A 17,477-nucleotide genomic window follows, 5' to 3' on the forward strand; every position below is an offset into this window, starting at 1 on the left:
AGACTACGCGGGCCGGATCGAATTCGGTCGGTTTTGAGGTCCGCGACGAACATTCGTCGAATCGCCGAAATATCGTGCGTCTGTTACGAAGCGGTTAATCGTTGCCGCAAACAAAATACTTACTCAAACTAACTCGGCGGCGCTTCGGAAACTTTCAGTTGCCACCGGCACGAGCGCGTAGGCATAACAGTCGCCAAAATCGACATGCGACTGTTCGACAACAAGGCGACCAATCGACGGGCGTCGTGAAAAAGCTTGACGGCCCGGTGTTTTGACGACTCCTCTCGGCGACGTTCGACGTGGAGCCGGTCGTCATCCCACCTTGCCGAGCGGCGCCGGCCAAACGTCACGCCGGTGCCGAGCGGGTCCGGGCGGCTGCACTACGACGAACGTTGTGCTTGCGGACGGCGGGAATGAACCCGGCGACCGAGGCGTTCGGCTTGCGGTGGCGCGCGCGAGGATTTGTCTTAATATCAGCCGAACGAGCATGGCCAGGCCAAGGTGGAGGGCACGGCGTTGAGGATTTTGAAGCAAGCATGGGTTCCGCTCGTCGTAGTCGTGGCACTGATCATCGGCGGCATTGCGGTCATGCGACTCAACGGTGTCTTCCCCGGTCCAGGTCTACCCAAGCCCGACCCTCGCGACGCGACTCCGCCGTACGCGGTCAAAACCGCCACGTACGAAATCATCGGACCGCCCGGCACCACCGGCGTCGTGAACTGGATGGATGCGGAGTCACTGCCGCAGAAGGCCAACTTCTCCACGCTGCCCTGGTCGACGACGATCGTCGCCGCGATGCCCGGCATCTTCGCCTACGTCGTCGCCCAAGGTGATGGTCCTTCGATCGGCTGCCGCATCACCGTCGACGGCAAACTGGTCGACCAACAGCGCGTCGACACCCGCGACGCTCAGGTTTCCTGCTTGGACAAGTCCGCGTGACGGACGGCACGAGCGACACGGACCGAATCCCCGTCCCGCAGCGCACAGAGGTTGAACACAAACCGCGCATAGCCCGCACGATCCGCGCCCTGGCGTTGCCGATCGTCATCATCTGGGTGCTGCTCGCGGTCGGTGTCAACGTTTTCGTCCCGCAGCTGGAGAAGGTCGCCGAGGACATCTCGGTGCCGCTGTCCCCCTCCGATGCGCCGTCGGTGACCGGGATGAAGCACATCGGTGAGAAGTTCAAGGAGTACGACTCCGACAACCTCGTACTGGTGACCCTGGTCGGTGACAAACCACTCGGGCCGGACGCCCACAAGTTCTACGACGAACTGGTCAAGAAGATCCAGGCTGACCACGAACACGTCGAGCATGCGCTGAACTTCTGGGGCCAGCGATTCACGTCCTCAGGTGTCGAGAGCTACGACCACAAGGCCGCCTACGTTCAGGTCAACCTGAAGGGTGACCAGGGTGGTGCCGAAGGCGACAAATCTGTAGCTGCCGTTCGCAAAATCGTCGAGGACTCCAAGCCGCCGGCGGGGGTGAAGGCCTTCGTCGCCGGCCAGGGGGCCCTGACCGCCGATGTGATCGTTGTCGGTGACAAGAGCCTGGCCAAGATCACGATCATCACGGTCGTCATCATCGCGCTCATGCTGATGTTCGTCTACCGGTCCGTCAGCACCGTGTTGCTGACCATGGTGATCCTCTTCGTGGGACTCGCGGCCGGCCGCGGCGTGGTTTCGCTGCTGGGCGAAATCGGCATCATGGGGTTGTCGACGTTCGCCGTGAACCTGCTCACCTCACTGGCCATCGCGGCGGGTACCGATTACGCGATTTTCATGGTCGGCCGCTATCAGGAGGGCCGTGAACGGGGCTTGGACCGTGAAGCCGCCTACTACGACACCTTCGCCGGCGTCAGCAAGGTGGTCCTGGGTTCCGGTCTGACCATTGTCGGGGCGCTGGCCTGCTTGAAGTTCACCCGGCTGCCCTACTTCAGTTCGCTGGCGTTCCCATGCGCAGTGGGACTGCTGGTGGTGGTGGCGGCTGGCGTCACGCTGACGCCCGCTCTGATCGTATTCGCCAGTGGCTTCGGTCTTTTCGATCCGAAGCGCGAGTTCAACTACACCCGGTGGCGCCGCCTGGCGACGGCCATCGTGCGATGGCCCGCGCCCATCCTCGCCATCTCGGTCATCATGGCGATCGTCGGCGCCCTCGGCTTGGCGGGATTCACCCCGCGCTACAACGACCTCTACTATCTGCCGCACAGTGCCCAATCGGTGCAGGCGTACGACGCGGCCGACCGACACTTCACCCAGGCCCGCCTGAACCCCGACCTACTGATGATCGAGTCGGACCACGATCTGCGTAACCCCCGAGACATGCTGGTGCTGGACAAAGTCGCCGGAGCCATCTTCCGGGTGCCGGGCATCGAACGGGTACAGAGCATCACCCGACCGCTCGGCCCACCGATCGAAGACGGATCCATTCCGTTCCAGCTCAGCGTGCAGAGCGCGCCGATCCGCGACAACCTCAGTTACCTGAAGGCCCGGGTCGGCGACATCAAGAAGATCACCGGCTTCCTCGACGTCCAGATCGGCCTGCTGGAGAAGCAGTATGCGATCACTCAGAAGCTCGCCAACGCGACGGACGACAGTGCGAAAACAACGGCGGAGACAGCGGCCGTCACGGACGAGATCCGCGACCACATCGCCGATTTCGACGACTTCTGGCGGCCGATCCGCAGCTACTTCTACTGGGAGAAGCACTGCTACGACATCCCGATCTGCTTGTCGCTGCGGTCGCTCTTCGACGCGTTGGACGGGTTCGATCAGCTGGCCGAGAAGTTCCACGCCCTCACCAGCGACCTGACGAACACGGCCGCGGCCACCCGTGAACTGCTGGCGATCATTCCGGAGAACATCGCCGTCTCGAAAGCGATCCGGGACACGACGCTGACCATCTACAGCTCGTTCGAGAGCCTGATCGATCAGTTCGACCGGTTGACCGACACCAATGCCGTGATGGGTAAGTCGTTCAACGACGCTCGGGTAGAGAGCCTGTTCTACCTGCCGCCGGAGATCTTCCAGAACTCCGACTTCCAATTCGGGTTGAGCCTGATGGTGTCGCCGGACGGAAAGGCCGCGCGGTTCATCATCACCCACGCCATGGATCCGGCGACCGCAGAAGGAATCAAGTCGGTCGATCAGGAGCGCAACGCGGCCAAGGAGGCACTGAAACTCACCTCGCTGGAGAACGCCGACATCTACCTCGGCGGCACCGCCGCGACATTCAACGACATCGCCACCGGGGCCTGGTATGACCTGCTGATCGCTGCGGTGGCGTCGATCGTGCTGATCTTCATCATCATGGTGATCGTCACCCGCGCTCTTGTCGCCGCGGGAGTCATCGTCGGCACGATCGTGCTGTCGCTGGGCGCGGCGTTCGGATTCTCGACGCTGATCTGGCAGCATCTGGGACATTTCCAGTTGCACTGGGTGGCAACGGAATTCGCGCTGATCGTGTTGCTGGCCGTCGGGTCCGACTACAACCTGATGCTGGTGTCCCGAATCGAGGAAGAGATCGGCGCCGGCCTGAACACCGGGCTCATCCGCGGCGTGGGCGTGACCGGCCCGGTGGTGTCCGCCGCCGGTGTGGTGTTCGCTGTGACGATGGCCGCGATGCTCAGCAGCGACCTGCGGGCGATCGGTCAGTTCGGGTCCACGATCGGCATCGGCCTGATGTTCGACACCTTCGTCGTTCGCACGCTGATCACGCCGTCGATCATGACGTTGATGGGGCGCTGGTTCTGGTGGCCGAAGCGGGTGCGCGTGCGCCCGGCCAGCCAGATGCTTCGGTCCGTCGGTCCGCGCCCGCTGGTTCGCGCTCTGCTGTACCAGCCGCGGTAGGGAGCCGGACGATCGCACCGTCGTCGCAACGGAGGGCACGCTGTTGCGTCACAATGGGGCGTGCAGATCCGGATCGTGGGAACCGAGCTGCCCGGCCGCGATTGTGCGGCGGGCGATAACTTCCCCGGTTACACCAACATTCACGTCGGCGTGCAATCCAAGCGCCCTCGCGACGAGATCGTCGGGTTGCGGCCCGCCGACGTCCCCTCGGCGACATGGGTGCTGGAATGCTCGACGGTCGGAGGCGATTTTCGCGGGCCACAGATCCAGGGCCCGCCGGGTGACCGCTTCCTCTACCTCAGCTGGGGAACCGTCGACGACGACGGTCACTTCACCATGTTCCGTCGAGCGAAGCTGATGCTGGCCCACGTTCCCGCGGAGGTGCTGGCGGCCGCCGCGTCAGGTGCGCTGGTCGGATCCCTTGGTCTCACCGACGCGAAGGGGCATCCGGTGTGCGCCCGGGTGGTGCCGCCGGCCATCCGCTGGAGTAGCCAATGACGGTGCCGATCCCAACCTGACGAGAGAGTCGACGTGGCGAAACCCGAGTACGAAGAGCTGTGGCCACTGGCGCACGCGGAACGCGCGGCGCTCGTCGAGGACCTGGCCGGCCTTCGGGCGGATCAGTGGGAGCAGGACACGCTGTGCGAGGAGTGGACTGTCGAGGACGTCGTCGCGCACCTGACCGCCACGGCGAGCATGACGCAGGGTAAGTGGTTGCGCAGCATGCTCGGCGCCCGCTTCCGGCCGGCCGTGCACAACCGGCGCCGACTGGCCGAGTACCGCGGGGACGACCCGGCTGACACCCTCGACCGATTCCGCGCCGTCATCGACAGCACGGTGTCGCCGTCGTCGCACGTCCCGGCCTACCTCGGCGAGGTCGTTGTCCATGCCCAGGACATTCGCCGACCGCTCGGACTGGACCGCACGCCCAGCGTCGACGCGCTGACACCGGTGGCCGACTTCTTCGCCCGGCGCAACTTCGCCGTGCCGAGCAGCAGCCGGATGGCCGATCTGCAATTGCGGGCCGACGACGGGCCGTTCGTCGCCGGAAGCGGGGCCCTGGTCACCGGGTCGACGCTGGCGCTGGTCATGAGCATGGCCGGCCGAGAAATCTATGTCGACGAGCTCGACGGCCCCGGCGTGCAACTGCTCCGGGCCCGAGCCAAGTCCTGACCCACCACCCGCCCGGCGCACTGCGGGCAATGTGGCGTTACCCGTCAACGCCAGAGGCGGATGCGACATGCTTGCTCCATGGACCACTTCACCAATGACGGGTTGACCTTCGACGTCCGCGATGCCGGACCGGCTGACGGACCTGTCGTGGTGCTGCTGCACGGCTTCCCGCAGCACAACGACAGCTGGGACGCCGTCATCGAGCGGCTCACCGCGCAGGGCTACCGCTGCCTGGCGCCCAACCAGCGCGGCTATTCGGCGGGTGCCCGACCACCGCGCCGCCGCGACTACCGCATCCCCGAACTCGTCGGCGATGTCGGCGCGCTGATCGACCAGAGCGGGGCGCAGCAGGTGCATCTGGTCGGACACGACTGGGGTGCGGCGGTGGCATGGGCCGCGGCCGCCGAGCTGCCCGAACGACTGAAGACCGTCGCGCCGGTCTCCGTTCCGCATCCCGCTGCGTTCCTGAAATCGTTCCTCAACAGCCGGCAGGGTTTGGCGTCCTACTACATGTATCTCTTTCAACTGCCCGGCATCCCGGAGTGGACCTTGTTGCGGCGCAACGGCAGCTTCATGTCGAAATCGCTGCGCCAGGCCGGCCAGACGCCCGCGGTGGCCGAGCGTGACTCGCAGGCCATGCGCGAACCCGGAGCACTGACTGCCGCGATCAACTGGTATCGCGCGATGCCGCTGGCCAGCCCGCGCTCGATCAACCGAAAGGTCTCGGTGCCGACGCTCTACGTGTGGAGCGACCAAGACATCGCCTTGATGCCCAAGGCGGCCTACAACACCGGGCGTTACGTGACCGGTGAATACCGGTTCGAGATCATGCCGGGGGTCTCGCACTGGATTCCCGACGAAGAACCCGACAAGCTCGCCGATCTGCTACTGGAGTGGTTCGCCGCGCACTGACTCAGCCGAGTCGAGACCAGCTGTCGCCCAACACTTTCTCGATCTCCGACCAGGTCTGCTCGACGATTTCCGACACCGGCTGCAGCTCGGTGATCCGCGAGGACACCTGGCCGGTATTGGCGACGCTGGCTTCCATGTCACCGTCGAAATAGAGGTCGGTGATCCGGCCGAGCAGCTGTATCCCCGGCTCGGCGGCGGCGACGCGGGCCGCGAGACCGGTTCGCAGCACCCGCATCGTCGGGTTGCCGGGAAGATCCAGCATCACCGTGCCGTCGTCGCCGGCCGCGATGATCTCGTTCTTGAAGTTGACGTGCACACCGGCTTCGTTGCTGGCGAGCATCCGGGTGCCCATCTGCACTCCCTCGGCGCCGAGCACCACAGCGGCCGCGGCGGACCGCGCGTCGCAGATGCCTCCGGCGGCGATGATCGGCAGATCGACCCGGTCGGCGATCAGCGGGAGCAGGACCAGCGTCGATGCGCCGAGGGTCGACTTGAAGCCGCCGCCCTCGACTCCCTCGACGACCAGTGCGTCGACTCCCGCGTCGACCGCCTTCATCGCGCCTTTCAGCGATCCGACGACATGGATGACGGTCATGCCGCGGTCGTGCAGCCGGGCGGTGAACAGTGCCGGGTCGCCGGCGGAGGTGACGACGTGACGCACCTCGGCGGCCGCCAGTTCGTCGACGATGGACGGGTCGCGTTTCCAGCCCTGGATCATCAGGTTGGCGCCGACCGGCCGGTCGGTGAGGTCGCGCACCCGGCGCAGGTCGGCGCGCCCCTCCGGGGTCAGCGTCTCGATCATTCCCAACCCGCCGCCCTCGGACACGGCGGCGGCGAGCTCGGCCCTGGCGATGTAGGTCATCGGCGCTTGGACGACGGGATACTGCACGCCGAGCAGCGACTGGATGCGGTTGGTCACGCCCTGATTCTCTGCCAGCCCGCCGCACCGCCGTCAACGGCCTCCGCTGCAGTGCCGATACAGCCGCGCGTTAGTGTCTTTTGGTTGGCTTCAGCGAACAAGCCGGCAGAAAAGTTGGGCTATCCATGACTGCGGCAACAGACTCCGCACTGCTCGAAGGGCGGATCGGCCATCACTACACGATGGACGGGACGTATCTGGTCGGCCGGGAGAAGCTGCGCGAATACGCCCGCGCGGTGCAGGACTATCACCCGGCCCACTGGGACGTCGACGCCGCGGCCAAGCTGGGTTACTCCGACCTCGTCGCGCCGCTGACCTTCACCTCGACGCCCGGGATGACCTGTAACCGGCGCATGTTCGAACAGATCGTGGTCGGCTACGACACCTACATGCAGACCGAGGAACTGTTCGAGCAGCACCGCCCGATCGTGGCCGGTGACGAGCTGACCGTCGACGTCGAGCTGACGTCGGTGCGCAGGATGGCCGGCCGGGACCTGATCACCGTGACCAACACCTTCACCGATGCGGCCGGCGAGCGGGTCCACACCCTGCACACCACCGTTGTCGGCGTCACCGCCGCCGATATCGATCCCGCGATCAAGACAGCGGTGCAGGGCGCGATGATGCACGACGTCGACATCTTCGGAGTCGGCGAAGACGACTACCAGAAGACGATCCGCCCCGACGGTGAGATCCGGATCTCCGACGGCGGCCTGACCCGGGATCCGGGCACGGCGTCGTTCGAGGACGTCAACGTCGGCGACGAGTTGCCGGTGCACCGAGCCCGTCTGACGCGTGGTGATCTGGTGAACTACGCCGGGGTGGCGGGTGATGCCAACCCGATTCACTGGGACGAGGACATCGCCAAACTGGCGAACCTGCCCGACGTGATCGCGCACGGCATGCTCACCATGGGTCTGGGCGCCGCATTCGCCTCCAGCTGGACCGGCGACCCCGGCTCGGTCTCCCGCTACGCGGTACGACTGTCGGCGCCCGCGATCGTGTCGGCCCGCGAAGGCTGCGAAATCGAATTCGGCGGCAGAGTCAAGTCTTTGGATCCCGAGACCCGCTCTGGCGTCGTCATCGTCACCGCGAAATCCGCCGGCAAGAAGATCTTCGGGATGGCCACGCTGGGTGTCCGCTTCAGCTGATCGGCTCGAACTCGATGTGCAGGGCGCTGAGGCCCCGCATGATGAAAGTCGGGTCGTAGGTGTAGCTGCGTTGGTCTGCCGTACCGTGCTGCGCTTCGGCGACTCTGAAGTCTGCGGCGCGGTCGAGCAGCCGATTCATCGCGATTCGCGCTTCGGCTCGTGCCAGCGGTGCACCCGGGCATGAGTGCGGCCCGCGGCCGAATGCCACGTGCTCGCGTACGTTGCGCCGGTCGTGGCGGAATTGGTGTGGGTCGTCGAACTTCTCCGGATCGCGATTGCTGGCCCCGGGCAGCAACATGATGATCGTGCCGGCCGCGATGTCCACGTCACCGACCCGAGTGTTGGTGCGCGCCAAGCGGAAATGGCTCTTCACCGGACTTTCCATTCGGAGGGATTCCTCGAGGAAAGCAGGGATCAGCGACCGATCTTCACGCAGCTTCTGCTGTATGTCGGGGCGCTCGCTCATTACCCGCATACCGGTGCTGAGCAGTTTCGTCGTGGTTTCCATACCGGCCGCGAAAAGAAAGGTCGCCAGCTTCACCACTTCTTCGACGTCCGGAGTCGAGCCATCGGGGTACGTCGCCGCGGCGAGTTCAGTCAGCACGTCCTCACGCGGCTCGCGTCGGCGATCGGTGATGTACGAGCGGAACTTCTCGTCCAGCCACATCAGCGGGTTGTGGGCGACCGTGTCGCTGTTGCCCACTTCGCCGACGTGCTCGTTTCCGAGCACAGTCCGGAATTCGCGGTGATCCTCGACCGGGACACCCAGCAGGTCGGCGATGACGAGCATCGACAGCGGTTTGGCGAAGTCTTCCATGAATTCGCACGACCCTCGCCCGAGGAATTTGTCGATCTGCTCGTCGGCCAGGCGCCACATGAATTCTTCGTTCTCGCTGAGCCGCTTCGGTGTGATCAGCTTGCTCAGCAGACCGCGGGTCTTGGCATGGTCTTCGGCGTCCATGGTCACCACGTGTTCGGCCATCGGAATCGCGGCCCGGTGTGCGGCGATCAGGTCGCTGATGTCGTCGCCTTGCGGGGTGAAGGGCAGCGGCGGGAACGGCCCGGCCACGGCCACACACGACGAGAATGCCGGGTCTTTGTAGGCGGACAGCGCTTCGGCATGGCCGGTGACGGCGACGACGCCGTGCGGGGTGGCGGGCCGCACCGGACATTGCGACCGCAGATAGTCGAAGTACGGATACGGATCGGGAACCAGGGACTGGTCGGTGAAGTAGTCGACCGACTCGAAATCGCTCACGGCGCCTCCTCAGTCGAACGTGCGCGGACGCAGGCTGGAACAAAGATTTGGTGCGAGTATACGGACTACTTTACGAAGCCTGACGGGGCTCCCCCGGTGAATGCCGTCGATCACCGACGGGGCGACAGATTCGCCCGGGTGTTCGTCGGTCTCGGCGGTAGCGTCGCCAGCACCTCGCGGGCGACGCGATGGCCGGATTCGACTGCGCCCTCGAGATATCCGGGGTGATCGCCGGCGGTCTCGGTGCCCGCCCAGTGGATGTCGCCGACCGGTGTCGACGGCATCGGCAGGAACGCCGCGGAACCCGGATTGGGCACCGCCGTGTACCCACCGCCTGCGTATTGATCTCGGTGCCAAGCTTTTTCATGCCAATCGACGGGTTGCAGAATCTCCGGTCCGATGTGGCGGGCCAGGCTGCCGAGAACGACGCCGCGGCGATCATCTGGGGCGAGACGATCGAGGTCCCGCGCCTCCGGGCCGGCCACCAGGATGCACAGGTGACCCGGCCCGGACGGTGGTGTGGTGTCGAAGACCGCGCGGCCGGGACCGTCCAGCACGACGAATTCGCCGCCTTGTCGCTCCCGCCAGAACGGTTTCTCGTAAACCGCGATCGCCTTGTAGACCGAGCCCATGTACGCGCTCTGTTGGAGGTCGGCCAGAGCTCGCGGAAGCGGCGGATCGTAGGAAATTCGCGCGGCCATCGGGGGCGGCGCGGTGACGATGACTTTCGCAGCGGTGATGTCACCCGCCGACGTCCGCACCACGACGTTGTGATCCGTCTGATGGATCGAGTCGACCCGCCGGCCCTGGCGTACGCGCGGACCGAGTTCGGCGGCAAGACCGTCGAACAGCGACGCGATTCCTTCCACCAGCAGTGAATCCTGGGCGCCGCCTGTGGTGGCCATGGCGGTCCGGAGCCCACCCTGCAGCCGAATCATTTTCGCCATCGCCCGAACGGAGAACCGATCGAGGTCCGCGGTCCACGAGGTCCAGGCAAGGACTTCCAGGAGCCGCCGCACGGTGCGTCCGGGGACTTTCCGCAACCACGACTCGACGGTGCTGTGGTCCCATCGCCGGGGAGTTCCGATCAGGCACACCACCTCGACACCGGCCAGGATGAGCAGCGCTCCGAGGACTGACAGCACCGAGAGTCGCCGGGGCCCGTCGACCAGGACGGGCATCAATCTGGTGTGCATCCTGAACTTCGTCGAGCCGAATTCCTCGGCCAGCGCCGTGATGCGGTGATGGTCGTGGCCGATCCACTGGCCTCCCAGGTCGACCCGTGAACCCAACGAGGTCGTCACACTCATCGCCCGCCCGCCCAGTCGCTCGGCGGCTTCCAGCACCACCACGTCGACACCCTGGCGATGCAGTTCGCGGGCGGCGGTCAAGCCCGCCATCCCGGCACCGATCACCACCACGGTCGCTTCCGGTCGGGCGGGATATGACACCGTGGGCCTCCGATCAAGACGGGCGTGTCACTTATCCTGCCGAACGGTCGTCCCGCCCGGAAGGCGTACCCGGCCGGGTACATTTCGGCAGTGGATCGACGCAGGTTGGCACTGGTGGCACTGTGCGCGCTGATCGCCGTCGTCGGCGGGTGGATGATGACGCGCACCCGGCACTTCGAACCCGTCCCGAGGACAGTGAGCGGACGGGACGAATCGGCCTGCCCGATAGCCACCCTGCCGCACGAGGTGGTTGACACCGTGAAGCGCATCCACTCGGGCGGCCCATTCCCGTTCCCGCGCAGCGACGGCGAGGTGTTCACGAATCGTGAAGGCCATCTGCCTCAGCAGCACCGGGGTTTCTACCACGAGTACACCGTGGTGACGCCGCGTGCCCGGGATCGGTCGACCAGGCGCATCGTCACCGGCGGCACACCGTTGGACCACCCGGGCCAGTACTTCTACACCGGCGACCATTACGACTCGTTCTGTCTGGTCACCGACGCGGGGGCGCAACGATGACGCGCGAGCGGAGTGACACCTCACCCCTGACCTACCGACTCGATGGTCGAAAGATCAAGTCGCCGACAGACTTCTACCGGGAGATCGGCGCCGCCGTCAACGGGCCGGGTGGCTACTTCGGGCGCAACCTGGACGCGCTGGCCGATTGCCTCAGAGGCGGATACGGCACCCCGGAACGCCGGCCTTTTGAATTCGACTGGCAACACAGCGCGCTGTCACGACAGCGACTCGGCGTCGTCGGCCGCACCAAGCAGCCGTTGTTCGATGCGATACGAGATGTCTTCGAGGACAACGGCGTTCCGCTACGTCTGAATTGACGACATCGCCCTGCCGAGCGCCAATGGTCAGGCGTTGCCCTCGACCGCGTTGCGCAGTGCGGTGCCCACAGCTCGCATCCCCGCCAGCGCCCCGTCTCTGAAGTCGTGGCCTGATGCGTCCCAGTTGGCGATCACGGCGTAGGAGTAGAACCTGCCGTCCCGCCCGACTGTTCCGACATCTGCTCGGACACCCGAGTCGGCGCCGGTCTTGTTGCGGATGAACCAGTTTCGATCAGACAACGCATGAGACAGGGGGTCGAGACCGAACGCCGAGCCGACCATCGACAGGTCCACTCCGGTCGCCAGCCAGGCGTTCACCCGCGCTGCCACTGCCGAAGACACCAGCGCGTCGCGGGCCAAACGACTCGTCAGAGACGACAACTCCGATGCCGAGCCGGTCGACAGCATCTCGGGGTCACCCGGCCCGCGGTGATCACGGACGTAGTCGAGAAGCGCAGTCTCGACCAGGCCCAGCGACTCAGCCAGGGCGTGAAGTGCCTGCAAGCCAACCGTTTTCAGTAGAACGTTCGTCGCCACATTGTCGCTGACGCTGGCGATCAGGACGCAGACATCATCGACGGACAGCGCCTCGACCCGAAGATGCTGCCAGAGACCGGAATCGGCGACCAGCAGCTCAGGATCGCGGACCAGTAACGCTGCGCCGCTGAGCTCACCCGCATCGCATTGCCGCGCGGCCTCGATGAGCAGCAGTAGCTTGCCGACGCTCGCCGTCTTCATCGCACGATCGGCGTTGCTGCGGGCTACTTCGTGGCCGGTCGCGTCTCGAAGGGAAATCGACCACTCGATGTCGCTGCTCGCGCCTACGACATCGTCGACGGAAGTCTGGAGCACCTCTGGCCTCGAGGTCGGCGAATGTGGATGCGTCACCCTATCGCGATTCCACCCGCGACCCGGGGCGGCCGGGCAACGCCTGGTCGTCGTGCAACGACAGCGCGGCGAGCACCGCCGCGATACCGGCACACGCCAGAATCGTCACCGCGACCGCGGTCCAGCCGCGGGCGTCGAAAGCGACGCCGCCCAACCAGCCGATGGCGCTGGAACCGCCGTAGTAGAACAGGTTGTACAGCGACGACGCCTGGGCCTTGCCCACCGGCGCAATCTGTCCGGTCCAGCCGGCCGCCGTGGCGTGCGCACCGAAGAATCCGGCCGTGGCGACCACGAGACCAACCAGGACAGCAATCACGTTGGTGCTGAACGTTATTGCGATACCGACCATCATGATCAACTCAGACACTAGAAGGACGCGCTTGCGGCCGAAGCGCGCAGCCTCCGCACCCGCCCGGGACGATGCCCAGGTACCGGCGAGATACGCCAGGAACATCAGGCTGACCACCGAGGGAGCCAGGTGAAAGGGCGCGTTCGTCAGACGAAAACCAAGGAAGTTGTACAGCGCCACGAAACCACCCATCAGCAGGAATCCCTGGGCGAACAGCACGAGTTGCCGGGGCGTGGACAGATTGGCGGCAAGCCGATGTCCAAGACCCCCCTCGGGGTTGGGATCGTGGCGCAGCACCGGGGTGAACCCGCGCGGATCGGGCGCCAGCTTGACGAAGCCCATTGCCGCGAGCCCGCAGATCACCGCAACGGTGAAGACGCCGATGCGCCAGCCCGCCACCTCGGCAATCGGGCTGGACACGATGCGGCCGAGCAATCCGCCGATCGTCGTTCCTCCGACGAAGATGCCGGCCGCCCGTGCGGCGTGCACCGGGTCGACCTCCTCGGTCAGATACGCCACCGCGATGGCGGGCACGCCGCCGACCATCACACCCTCGACGAAGCGTCCGGCGAGCAGTAGGGAGAACGTCGGGGCGAACGGCACCAGCATCCCCACCACCGTGGCGACCGTGACCGAGATCGAGATCGCCTTGACCCGACCGATGCGGTCGGCCAACGCCGACCATGGGATGACACCGATCGCGAGGCCCACCGTGGACGCGGATACCACCAACGCCGCACTTGCGGCGCCGACATCCAGATCTGATGAGATCAGCGGCAATACGGCTTGCGGCGAATACAGCTGCGCGAACGTCGCGACGCCGGCGCAGGCCAGGGCTGCGAGCAGGCGACCGTAGGCGGCGGAGCCTCGCGTATGCCCCACCCAGCCGTGCTCTGCCGGTTGCTCGCTCGCCACACTCTGAACCGTAGGAATCCGCCCGGTGACGTGTCCAATGGATTGGGCATGACGTGGCTCACCGCCGGAGGGCACGCATTCGCCGTCGGTCAGCGCTCCGGGTCAGCGCTTGGCCCGCGGTGCCGGCTCCGGGCCCGTCGCACCGACTCGTCGACGATCCGTTCGGCGACCACGGCCAGTTTCGTGTTCTCTGATTGGCTGATCTTCTTCATCCGGTTGAAGGCGTCCTCCGCGGTTCCCCCGGTCCGGCTTCGCAGGATGCCGATTGCTTGATCGATCACCTGCCGACTGGTCAGCGCGCGTTCCAGATTCTCGGCTCGCTGCTGGGCCGCCACCAACAACTGAGTGTTGTACACCGACACCGCTGCCGGCTGCGCGAACGCCGAGCCCAGCCGCACGGCATGCTCACCGAAGACATCTTTGTCGCGGGCGTAGACGTTGATGGAACCGACAACCTGTGCGTCGATCAGCAACGGCAACGCCAGCGCCGACGCCACTCCCAGCCGAGCCACCCGGGCGCCGAATCGACGCCACCGCTCGTCGCCGCCCAGCGATCCGCTGACCACCGCGCGGCGGGTCTGCATGCAGCTGATGCACGGCCCTTCGTTGAGCGTTTCGTACTGCATGATGTCGATCTCGTGCACCAGTGCCGTGGTCGCCGCCCAGGCCTGAACTCCCATCGTGGCACCGACCGGTTTGATCAGGGTCACTCCGACACCGGTGTCGTCCACACCGGGGATCGCCTCGCCGGCGAACGCCGCCACCTCTCGTAGCACGGCCTCGAGGTCGCGGCCGGCCGCGACCATCGCGGACAGCCCGCGCAGACCGCTCGAGAGATCGACATCGTCGGCCGCCGCCGTTTCGGGATTCAGATCGCCCTCGACAGGCGTCGCACGCTGCGCCTGAGCGTCGAACTCGGCCATCGCCGATCTCCCCTCGAACCTACGGGTCTCGTCGCAGACGACGCACCCTCACCCGCTCGTGAGCGTGACGGTCAGCGATCTCGCAATCGGAGTTGGATTGAAGCAAACCATTTGCTCGTACCGGGCTCAACCTCTTTGGCCGAGCTACTTGTGGATAGCCAGTTCTCGTCCCCGTAATCGGGGGACATCTAGTACCGTGAAGTGCGGCTGGCAAATCAAGCCGGGTCGAGTACGGGTTCCGCCGCCGTCGCACAGCCGCAGGACTCGCAGCGCACCGCGCCGAAACTCGACGTACACGGCGCTTGCCTCGACGCCAAGGGCCACCTTTGAGTACTTCACCGGAATTTCCTGCAGATTCGACATTTCAGGCTGCCGCGCAGGCAGCAGATCGTGGCATCGACCGGCGCCGCCGGCCCTCGCCCGGTACCCCGGATCAATACCTTCACACGCTCCCCGCGGCGGTGCTGCTGAACCGCTTGCCGGTACCCATGCTCGCGATCGGACTCGACGGGGAGGTCGTCTACCACAACCCGGCCTTCGCCACCATGCTCGGACATGGACCCGACGTCACACTGACCGGTTACGGCCTTCCGGCGTTGCTGGACGGGAATTCGGAGATGACGCCGCTGGACAGCGTCGCCGCGTTGCGGAACGCCAACAACGTCATCGTCGAGTGGCACCACGCGGAAGGTTTCCCGGTCCGAAGCGTCATATCCGAATCGCTTTTCTTACGCGCCAACGACGAGATTCTGCTGTTCGGCGTCGTCGACCTCACCGAATTGATGTGGATGTATCCCCCGGAGTCACTCTGAGGCCTCGCTCGGTCGCCTTGCGCGCGACTCCATCGGTACCTGGGTGGGTACCCTTCCCCGGACATCAACGAGGAGGCCGTCGAATGGCACGAATCCTGACGGTGTCGGACACCGTCGACATCGATGCGGACGCAGACAAGCTCTACACGCTCATCAGTGATCCGACGCGGATGCCGAGGTGGAGTCCGGAGAATCGGGGAGCGACGGTTCTGAATCCGGCGGATGACGGCGCAGCTTTCGTCGGCATGACATTCGAAGGACGCAACAAGCGCGGCCGAGCCGCGTGGATCACCCGGTGCACGGTGACCGCTGCCGATCCCGGGCGACGATTCGCCTTCACCGTTCATACGATCGGGATCAAGAAGCCGCGGATTCGCGGGGCGAATGCGTCCTGGGAGTACCGGCTCGAGCCAACTGGACCGGGCCGAACCCGGGTCACCGAGATCTGGAGCGACGACCGGACATCATGGCCCGATCCGCTGGTCGCGGTATTCGATCGGGTGGTCACCTCGGGCAAGACGTTCCCGGAGTTCCAGCGGGTGAACATCCGTCGGACGTTGGACGCCCTGAAAACCGCAGCCGAGGGCGCCGCGTCGTAGGTGCCCGGTTGACCGCTGCCGCGACCGGGTAAGCCTCGCGCATGGTCAAAGCATTCGGTTACCGCAGCAACGGCGGACCTGACGTCCACGAGTTTCTCGAGCTGGAGATGCCGTCACCGCTGCCCGGCGAGCTGCTCGTCGAAGTTCGCAGCGCGGGCGTCAACCCCGTCGACTGGAAGATCCGATCCGGAATGATGGGCGAGGCGAGCGCCGCTGACCTGCCGGCTGTTCTCGGCTCCGAGGTCTCGGGGGTGGTTCGCGAAGTCGGCAAGGACGTCGAGGGTTTCGCCGAGAACGACGAGGTGTTCGGCTCGGTCGCGCCCGGCTCGGGTGGCTACACGGAGTTCACGCTCGTGACGGCAAATGCCGCCGCCCACAAGCCAACTCACGTATCCTTCAACGACGCCGCCACGCTGCCAGTGGCGGGCGCCACCGCCTACGACGGCGTGACGCAGTTGGGTCTGAAGGAAGGCCAGACGCTTCTCATCAACGGCGTCGGCGGTGGCGTTGGAGTCGCCGCAGCGCAAATTGCCCGCGACTTCGGAATCAATGTCATCGGTACCGCGAGCGAGGACAAGCGGGCGCTGGTCGAGTCATTGGGCGCCACCCTGGTGCCCTACGGCGATGGTGTGGAGCAGCGCATTCGGCAGATCCTGCCCGACGGTGTCGACGGAATCCTCGACCTGGCCGGCGGCGACGGTCTCCGTGCGGTTGCCGGCCTGCTCGCCGACCGCGGCAAACTGATCAGCGCCGGAGATCCCGGAGTGGGCGAGCTCGGCGGACATTTCATCGAACGCGACAGGACCTCGCGCGTGCTCGAGATCGTCGGAGCCATGGTCGCGGACGGCAAATTGGACCCACATGTCGAAGACGTCCGGCCACTCGACGAGGCCGCCGACGCGCTTGCAGCTGTCGAGATCGGCCACGCGCGAGGCAAAGTCGTCATCGAAGTGAGCGGAGCATCGTGACCGTCGATGTCGTCGACGCGGGGCCACGCCGGATCAGCCGATCGGTCGAGGTCGCCGCTCCGGCCGCGGAGTTGTTCGCGATGGCCGTCGACCCTCGCCGCCACCACGAACTCGACGGATCCGGCACTGTCGGTGACAACATCGACGCACCGGCGGAATTGACTGTGGGATCGAAGTTTTCGACTCACATGAAGGTTCTGCGTGTTCCGTACCGCATCACCAGTAGGGTGACCGCCGTCAAGCCGAACGAACTCGTCGAATGGCGTCACCCCGTCGGTCACCACTGGCGATGGGAATTCGAAGCGCTGTCACCGACGGCGACCAGGGTCACCGAAACGTTCGACTATCACGACGCCGGCACGATCAAGAACGCGATCGGCTACTACCACCTGATCGGCGCCACCAGGTTCAACGTGACCGGGATCGAGTCCACACTGACCAAACTCCACGACCGATACGCGGAGTAGCGCGCCACCTC

The 17,477-nt window shown here is 65.6% G+C and carries 18 protein-coding genes; 12 read left to right on the forward strand and 6 right to left on the reverse strand.

Annotation, left to right across the window (positions count from 1 at the left end):
• Positions 1-558 precede the first annotated feature (558 nt).
• From ACZYW1_RS11100 to ACZYW1_RS11120, 5 genes are all read left to right on the forward strand, one after another.
• The gene (locus ACZYW1_RS11100) at positions 559-939 is read left to right on the forward strand and encodes an MmpS family transport accessory protein (RefSeq protein ID WP_463785721.1); all 381 of its coding nucleotides are present in this window, start codon (positions 559-561) and stop codon (positions 937-939) included.
• Positions 936-3,845, forward strand: a complete 2,910-nt coding sequence (locus ACZYW1_RS11105) for an MMPL/RND family transporter (RefSeq protein ID WP_463785723.1) — start codon at positions 936-938, stop codon at positions 3,843-3,845. Before ACZYW1_RS11100 ends, ACZYW1_RS11105 begins: the two co-directional genes overlap by 4 nt.
• A gap of 60 nt (positions 3,846-3,905) precedes the next feature.
• Positions 3,906-4,343, forward strand: a complete 438-nt coding sequence (locus tag ACZYW1_RS11110) for a DUF5990 family protein (protein WP_463785725.1) — start codon at positions 3,906-3,908, stop codon at positions 4,341-4,343.
• Positions 4,344-4,376: 33 nt separating this feature from the next.
• Positions 4,377-5,018, forward strand: a complete 642-nt coding sequence (locus ACZYW1_RS11115; RefSeq protein ID WP_463785726.1) for a maleylpyruvate isomerase family mycothiol-dependent enzyme — start codon at positions 4,377-4,379, stop codon at positions 5,016-5,018.
• 78 nt (positions 5,019-5,096) lie between these two features.
• Entirely contained in the window at positions 5,097-5,930 is an 834-nt protein-coding gene (locus ACZYW1_RS11120) for an alpha/beta fold hydrolase (RefSeq protein ID WP_463785728.1), read from the forward strand.
• A 1-nt stretch (position 5,931) separates the two neighbouring features.
• Here the strand turns inward: ACZYW1_RS11120 and ACZYW1_RS11125 are convergent, their stop codons facing one another.
• The gene (locus tag ACZYW1_RS11125; RefSeq protein ID WP_463785729.1) at positions 5,932-6,849 is read right to left on the reverse strand and encodes an NAD(P)H-dependent flavin oxidoreductase; all 918 of its coding nucleotides are present in this window, start codon (positions 6,847-6,849) and stop codon (positions 5,932-5,934) included.
• Between the two features lie 125 nt (positions 6,850-6,974).
• Here ACZYW1_RS11125 and ACZYW1_RS11130 point away from each other — a divergent pair, with 125 nt between their 5' ends.
• Positions 6,975-8,000, forward strand: coding sequence for a fused (3R)-hydroxyacyl-ACP dehydratase subunits HadA/HadB (locus tag ACZYW1_RS11130; RefSeq protein ID WP_463785731.1), 1,026 nt, complete (start codon positions 6,975-6,977; stop codon positions 7,998-8,000).
• On the opposite strand, the gene ACZYW1_RS11135 is transcribed toward ACZYW1_RS11130, so the two are convergent.
• The gene (locus tag ACZYW1_RS11135; protein ID WP_463785732.1) at positions 7,993-9,258 is read right to left on the reverse strand and encodes a cytochrome P450; all 1,266 of its coding nucleotides are present in this window, start codon (positions 9,256-9,258) and stop codon (positions 7,993-7,995) included. The genes ACZYW1_RS11130 and ACZYW1_RS11135 overlap by 8 nt on opposite strands.
• A gap of 110 nt (positions 9,259-9,368) precedes the next feature.
• The gene (locus ACZYW1_RS11140) at positions 9,369-10,709 is read right to left on the reverse strand and encodes a flavin monoamine oxidase family protein (protein WP_463785735.1); all 1,341 of its coding nucleotides are present in this window, start codon (positions 10,707-10,709) and stop codon (positions 9,369-9,371) included.
• A gap of 156 nt (positions 10,710-10,865) precedes the next feature.
• Here ACZYW1_RS11140 and ACZYW1_RS11145 point away from each other — a divergent pair, with 156 nt between their 5' ends.
• Positions 10,866-11,228, forward strand: a complete 363-nt coding sequence (locus ACZYW1_RS11145; RefSeq protein WP_463787796.1) for a guanyl-specific ribonuclease — start codon at positions 10,866-10,868, stop codon at positions 11,226-11,228.
• The gene (locus tag ACZYW1_RS11150; protein WP_463785737.1) at positions 11,225-11,545 is read left to right on the forward strand and encodes a barstar family protein; all 321 of its coding nucleotides are present in this window, start codon (positions 11,225-11,227) and stop codon (positions 11,543-11,545) included. The genes ACZYW1_RS11145 and ACZYW1_RS11150 overlap by 4 nt, the downstream gene beginning before the upstream one ends.
• A 27-nt stretch (positions 11,546-11,572) precedes the next feature.
• Here the strand turns inward: ACZYW1_RS11150 and ACZYW1_RS11155 are convergent, their stop codons facing one another.
• The 3 genes from ACZYW1_RS11155 to ACZYW1_RS11165 all read right to left on the reverse strand — a co-directional run bounded on the left by ACZYW1_RS11155 (position 11,573) and on the right by ACZYW1_RS11165 (position 14,620).
• Positions 11,573-12,397, reverse strand: a complete 825-nt coding sequence (locus tag ACZYW1_RS11155) for a serine hydrolase (RefSeq protein WP_463785739.1) — start codon at positions 12,395-12,397, stop codon at positions 11,573-11,575.
• A gap of 37 nt (positions 12,398-12,434) precedes the next feature.
• Entirely contained in the window at positions 12,435-13,697 is a 1,263-nt protein-coding gene (locus ACZYW1_RS11160; RefSeq protein ID WP_463785740.1) for an MFS transporter, read from the reverse strand.
• Between the two features lie 89 nt (positions 13,698-13,786).
• The gene (locus tag ACZYW1_RS11165; RefSeq protein WP_463785743.1) at positions 13,787-14,620 is read right to left on the reverse strand and encodes a GAF and ANTAR domain-containing protein; all 834 of its coding nucleotides are present in this window, start codon (positions 14,618-14,620) and stop codon (positions 13,787-13,789) included.
• 461 nt (positions 14,621-15,081) lie between these two features.
• On the opposite strand from ACZYW1_RS11165, the gene ACZYW1_RS11170 reads away from it, so the two are divergent.
• The 4 genes from ACZYW1_RS11170 (at position 15,082) to ACZYW1_RS11185 (ending at position 17,466) form a co-directional block, all read left to right on the forward strand.
• Positions 15,082-15,432: a PAS domain-containing protein gene (locus tag ACZYW1_RS11170; RefSeq protein ID WP_463785744.1), complete on the forward strand. Its 351-nt coding sequence runs from the start codon at positions 15,082-15,084 to the stop codon at positions 15,430-15,432.
• 83 nt (positions 15,433-15,515) lie between these two features.
• Positions 15,516-16,031, forward strand: a complete 516-nt coding sequence (locus ACZYW1_RS11175) for an SRPBCC family protein (protein ID WP_463785746.1) — start codon at positions 15,516-15,518, stop codon at positions 16,029-16,031.
• A gap of 41 nt (positions 16,032-16,072) precedes the next feature.
• Positions 16,073-16,999: an NADP-dependent oxidoreductase gene (locus ACZYW1_RS11180; RefSeq protein WP_463785748.1), complete on the forward strand. Its 927-nt coding sequence runs from the start codon at positions 16,073-16,075 to the stop codon at positions 16,997-16,999.
• A complete protein-coding gene (locus ACZYW1_RS11185) occupies positions 16,996-17,466 on the forward strand; it encodes an SRPBCC family protein (protein ID WP_463785749.1) in 471 nt (156 codons plus the stop codon). Before ACZYW1_RS11180 ends, ACZYW1_RS11185 begins: the two co-directional genes overlap by 4 nt.
• Positions 17,467-17,477 lie beyond the last annotated feature (11 nt).

This window comes from Mycobacterium sp. IDUB_36 (assembly GCF_055419225.1).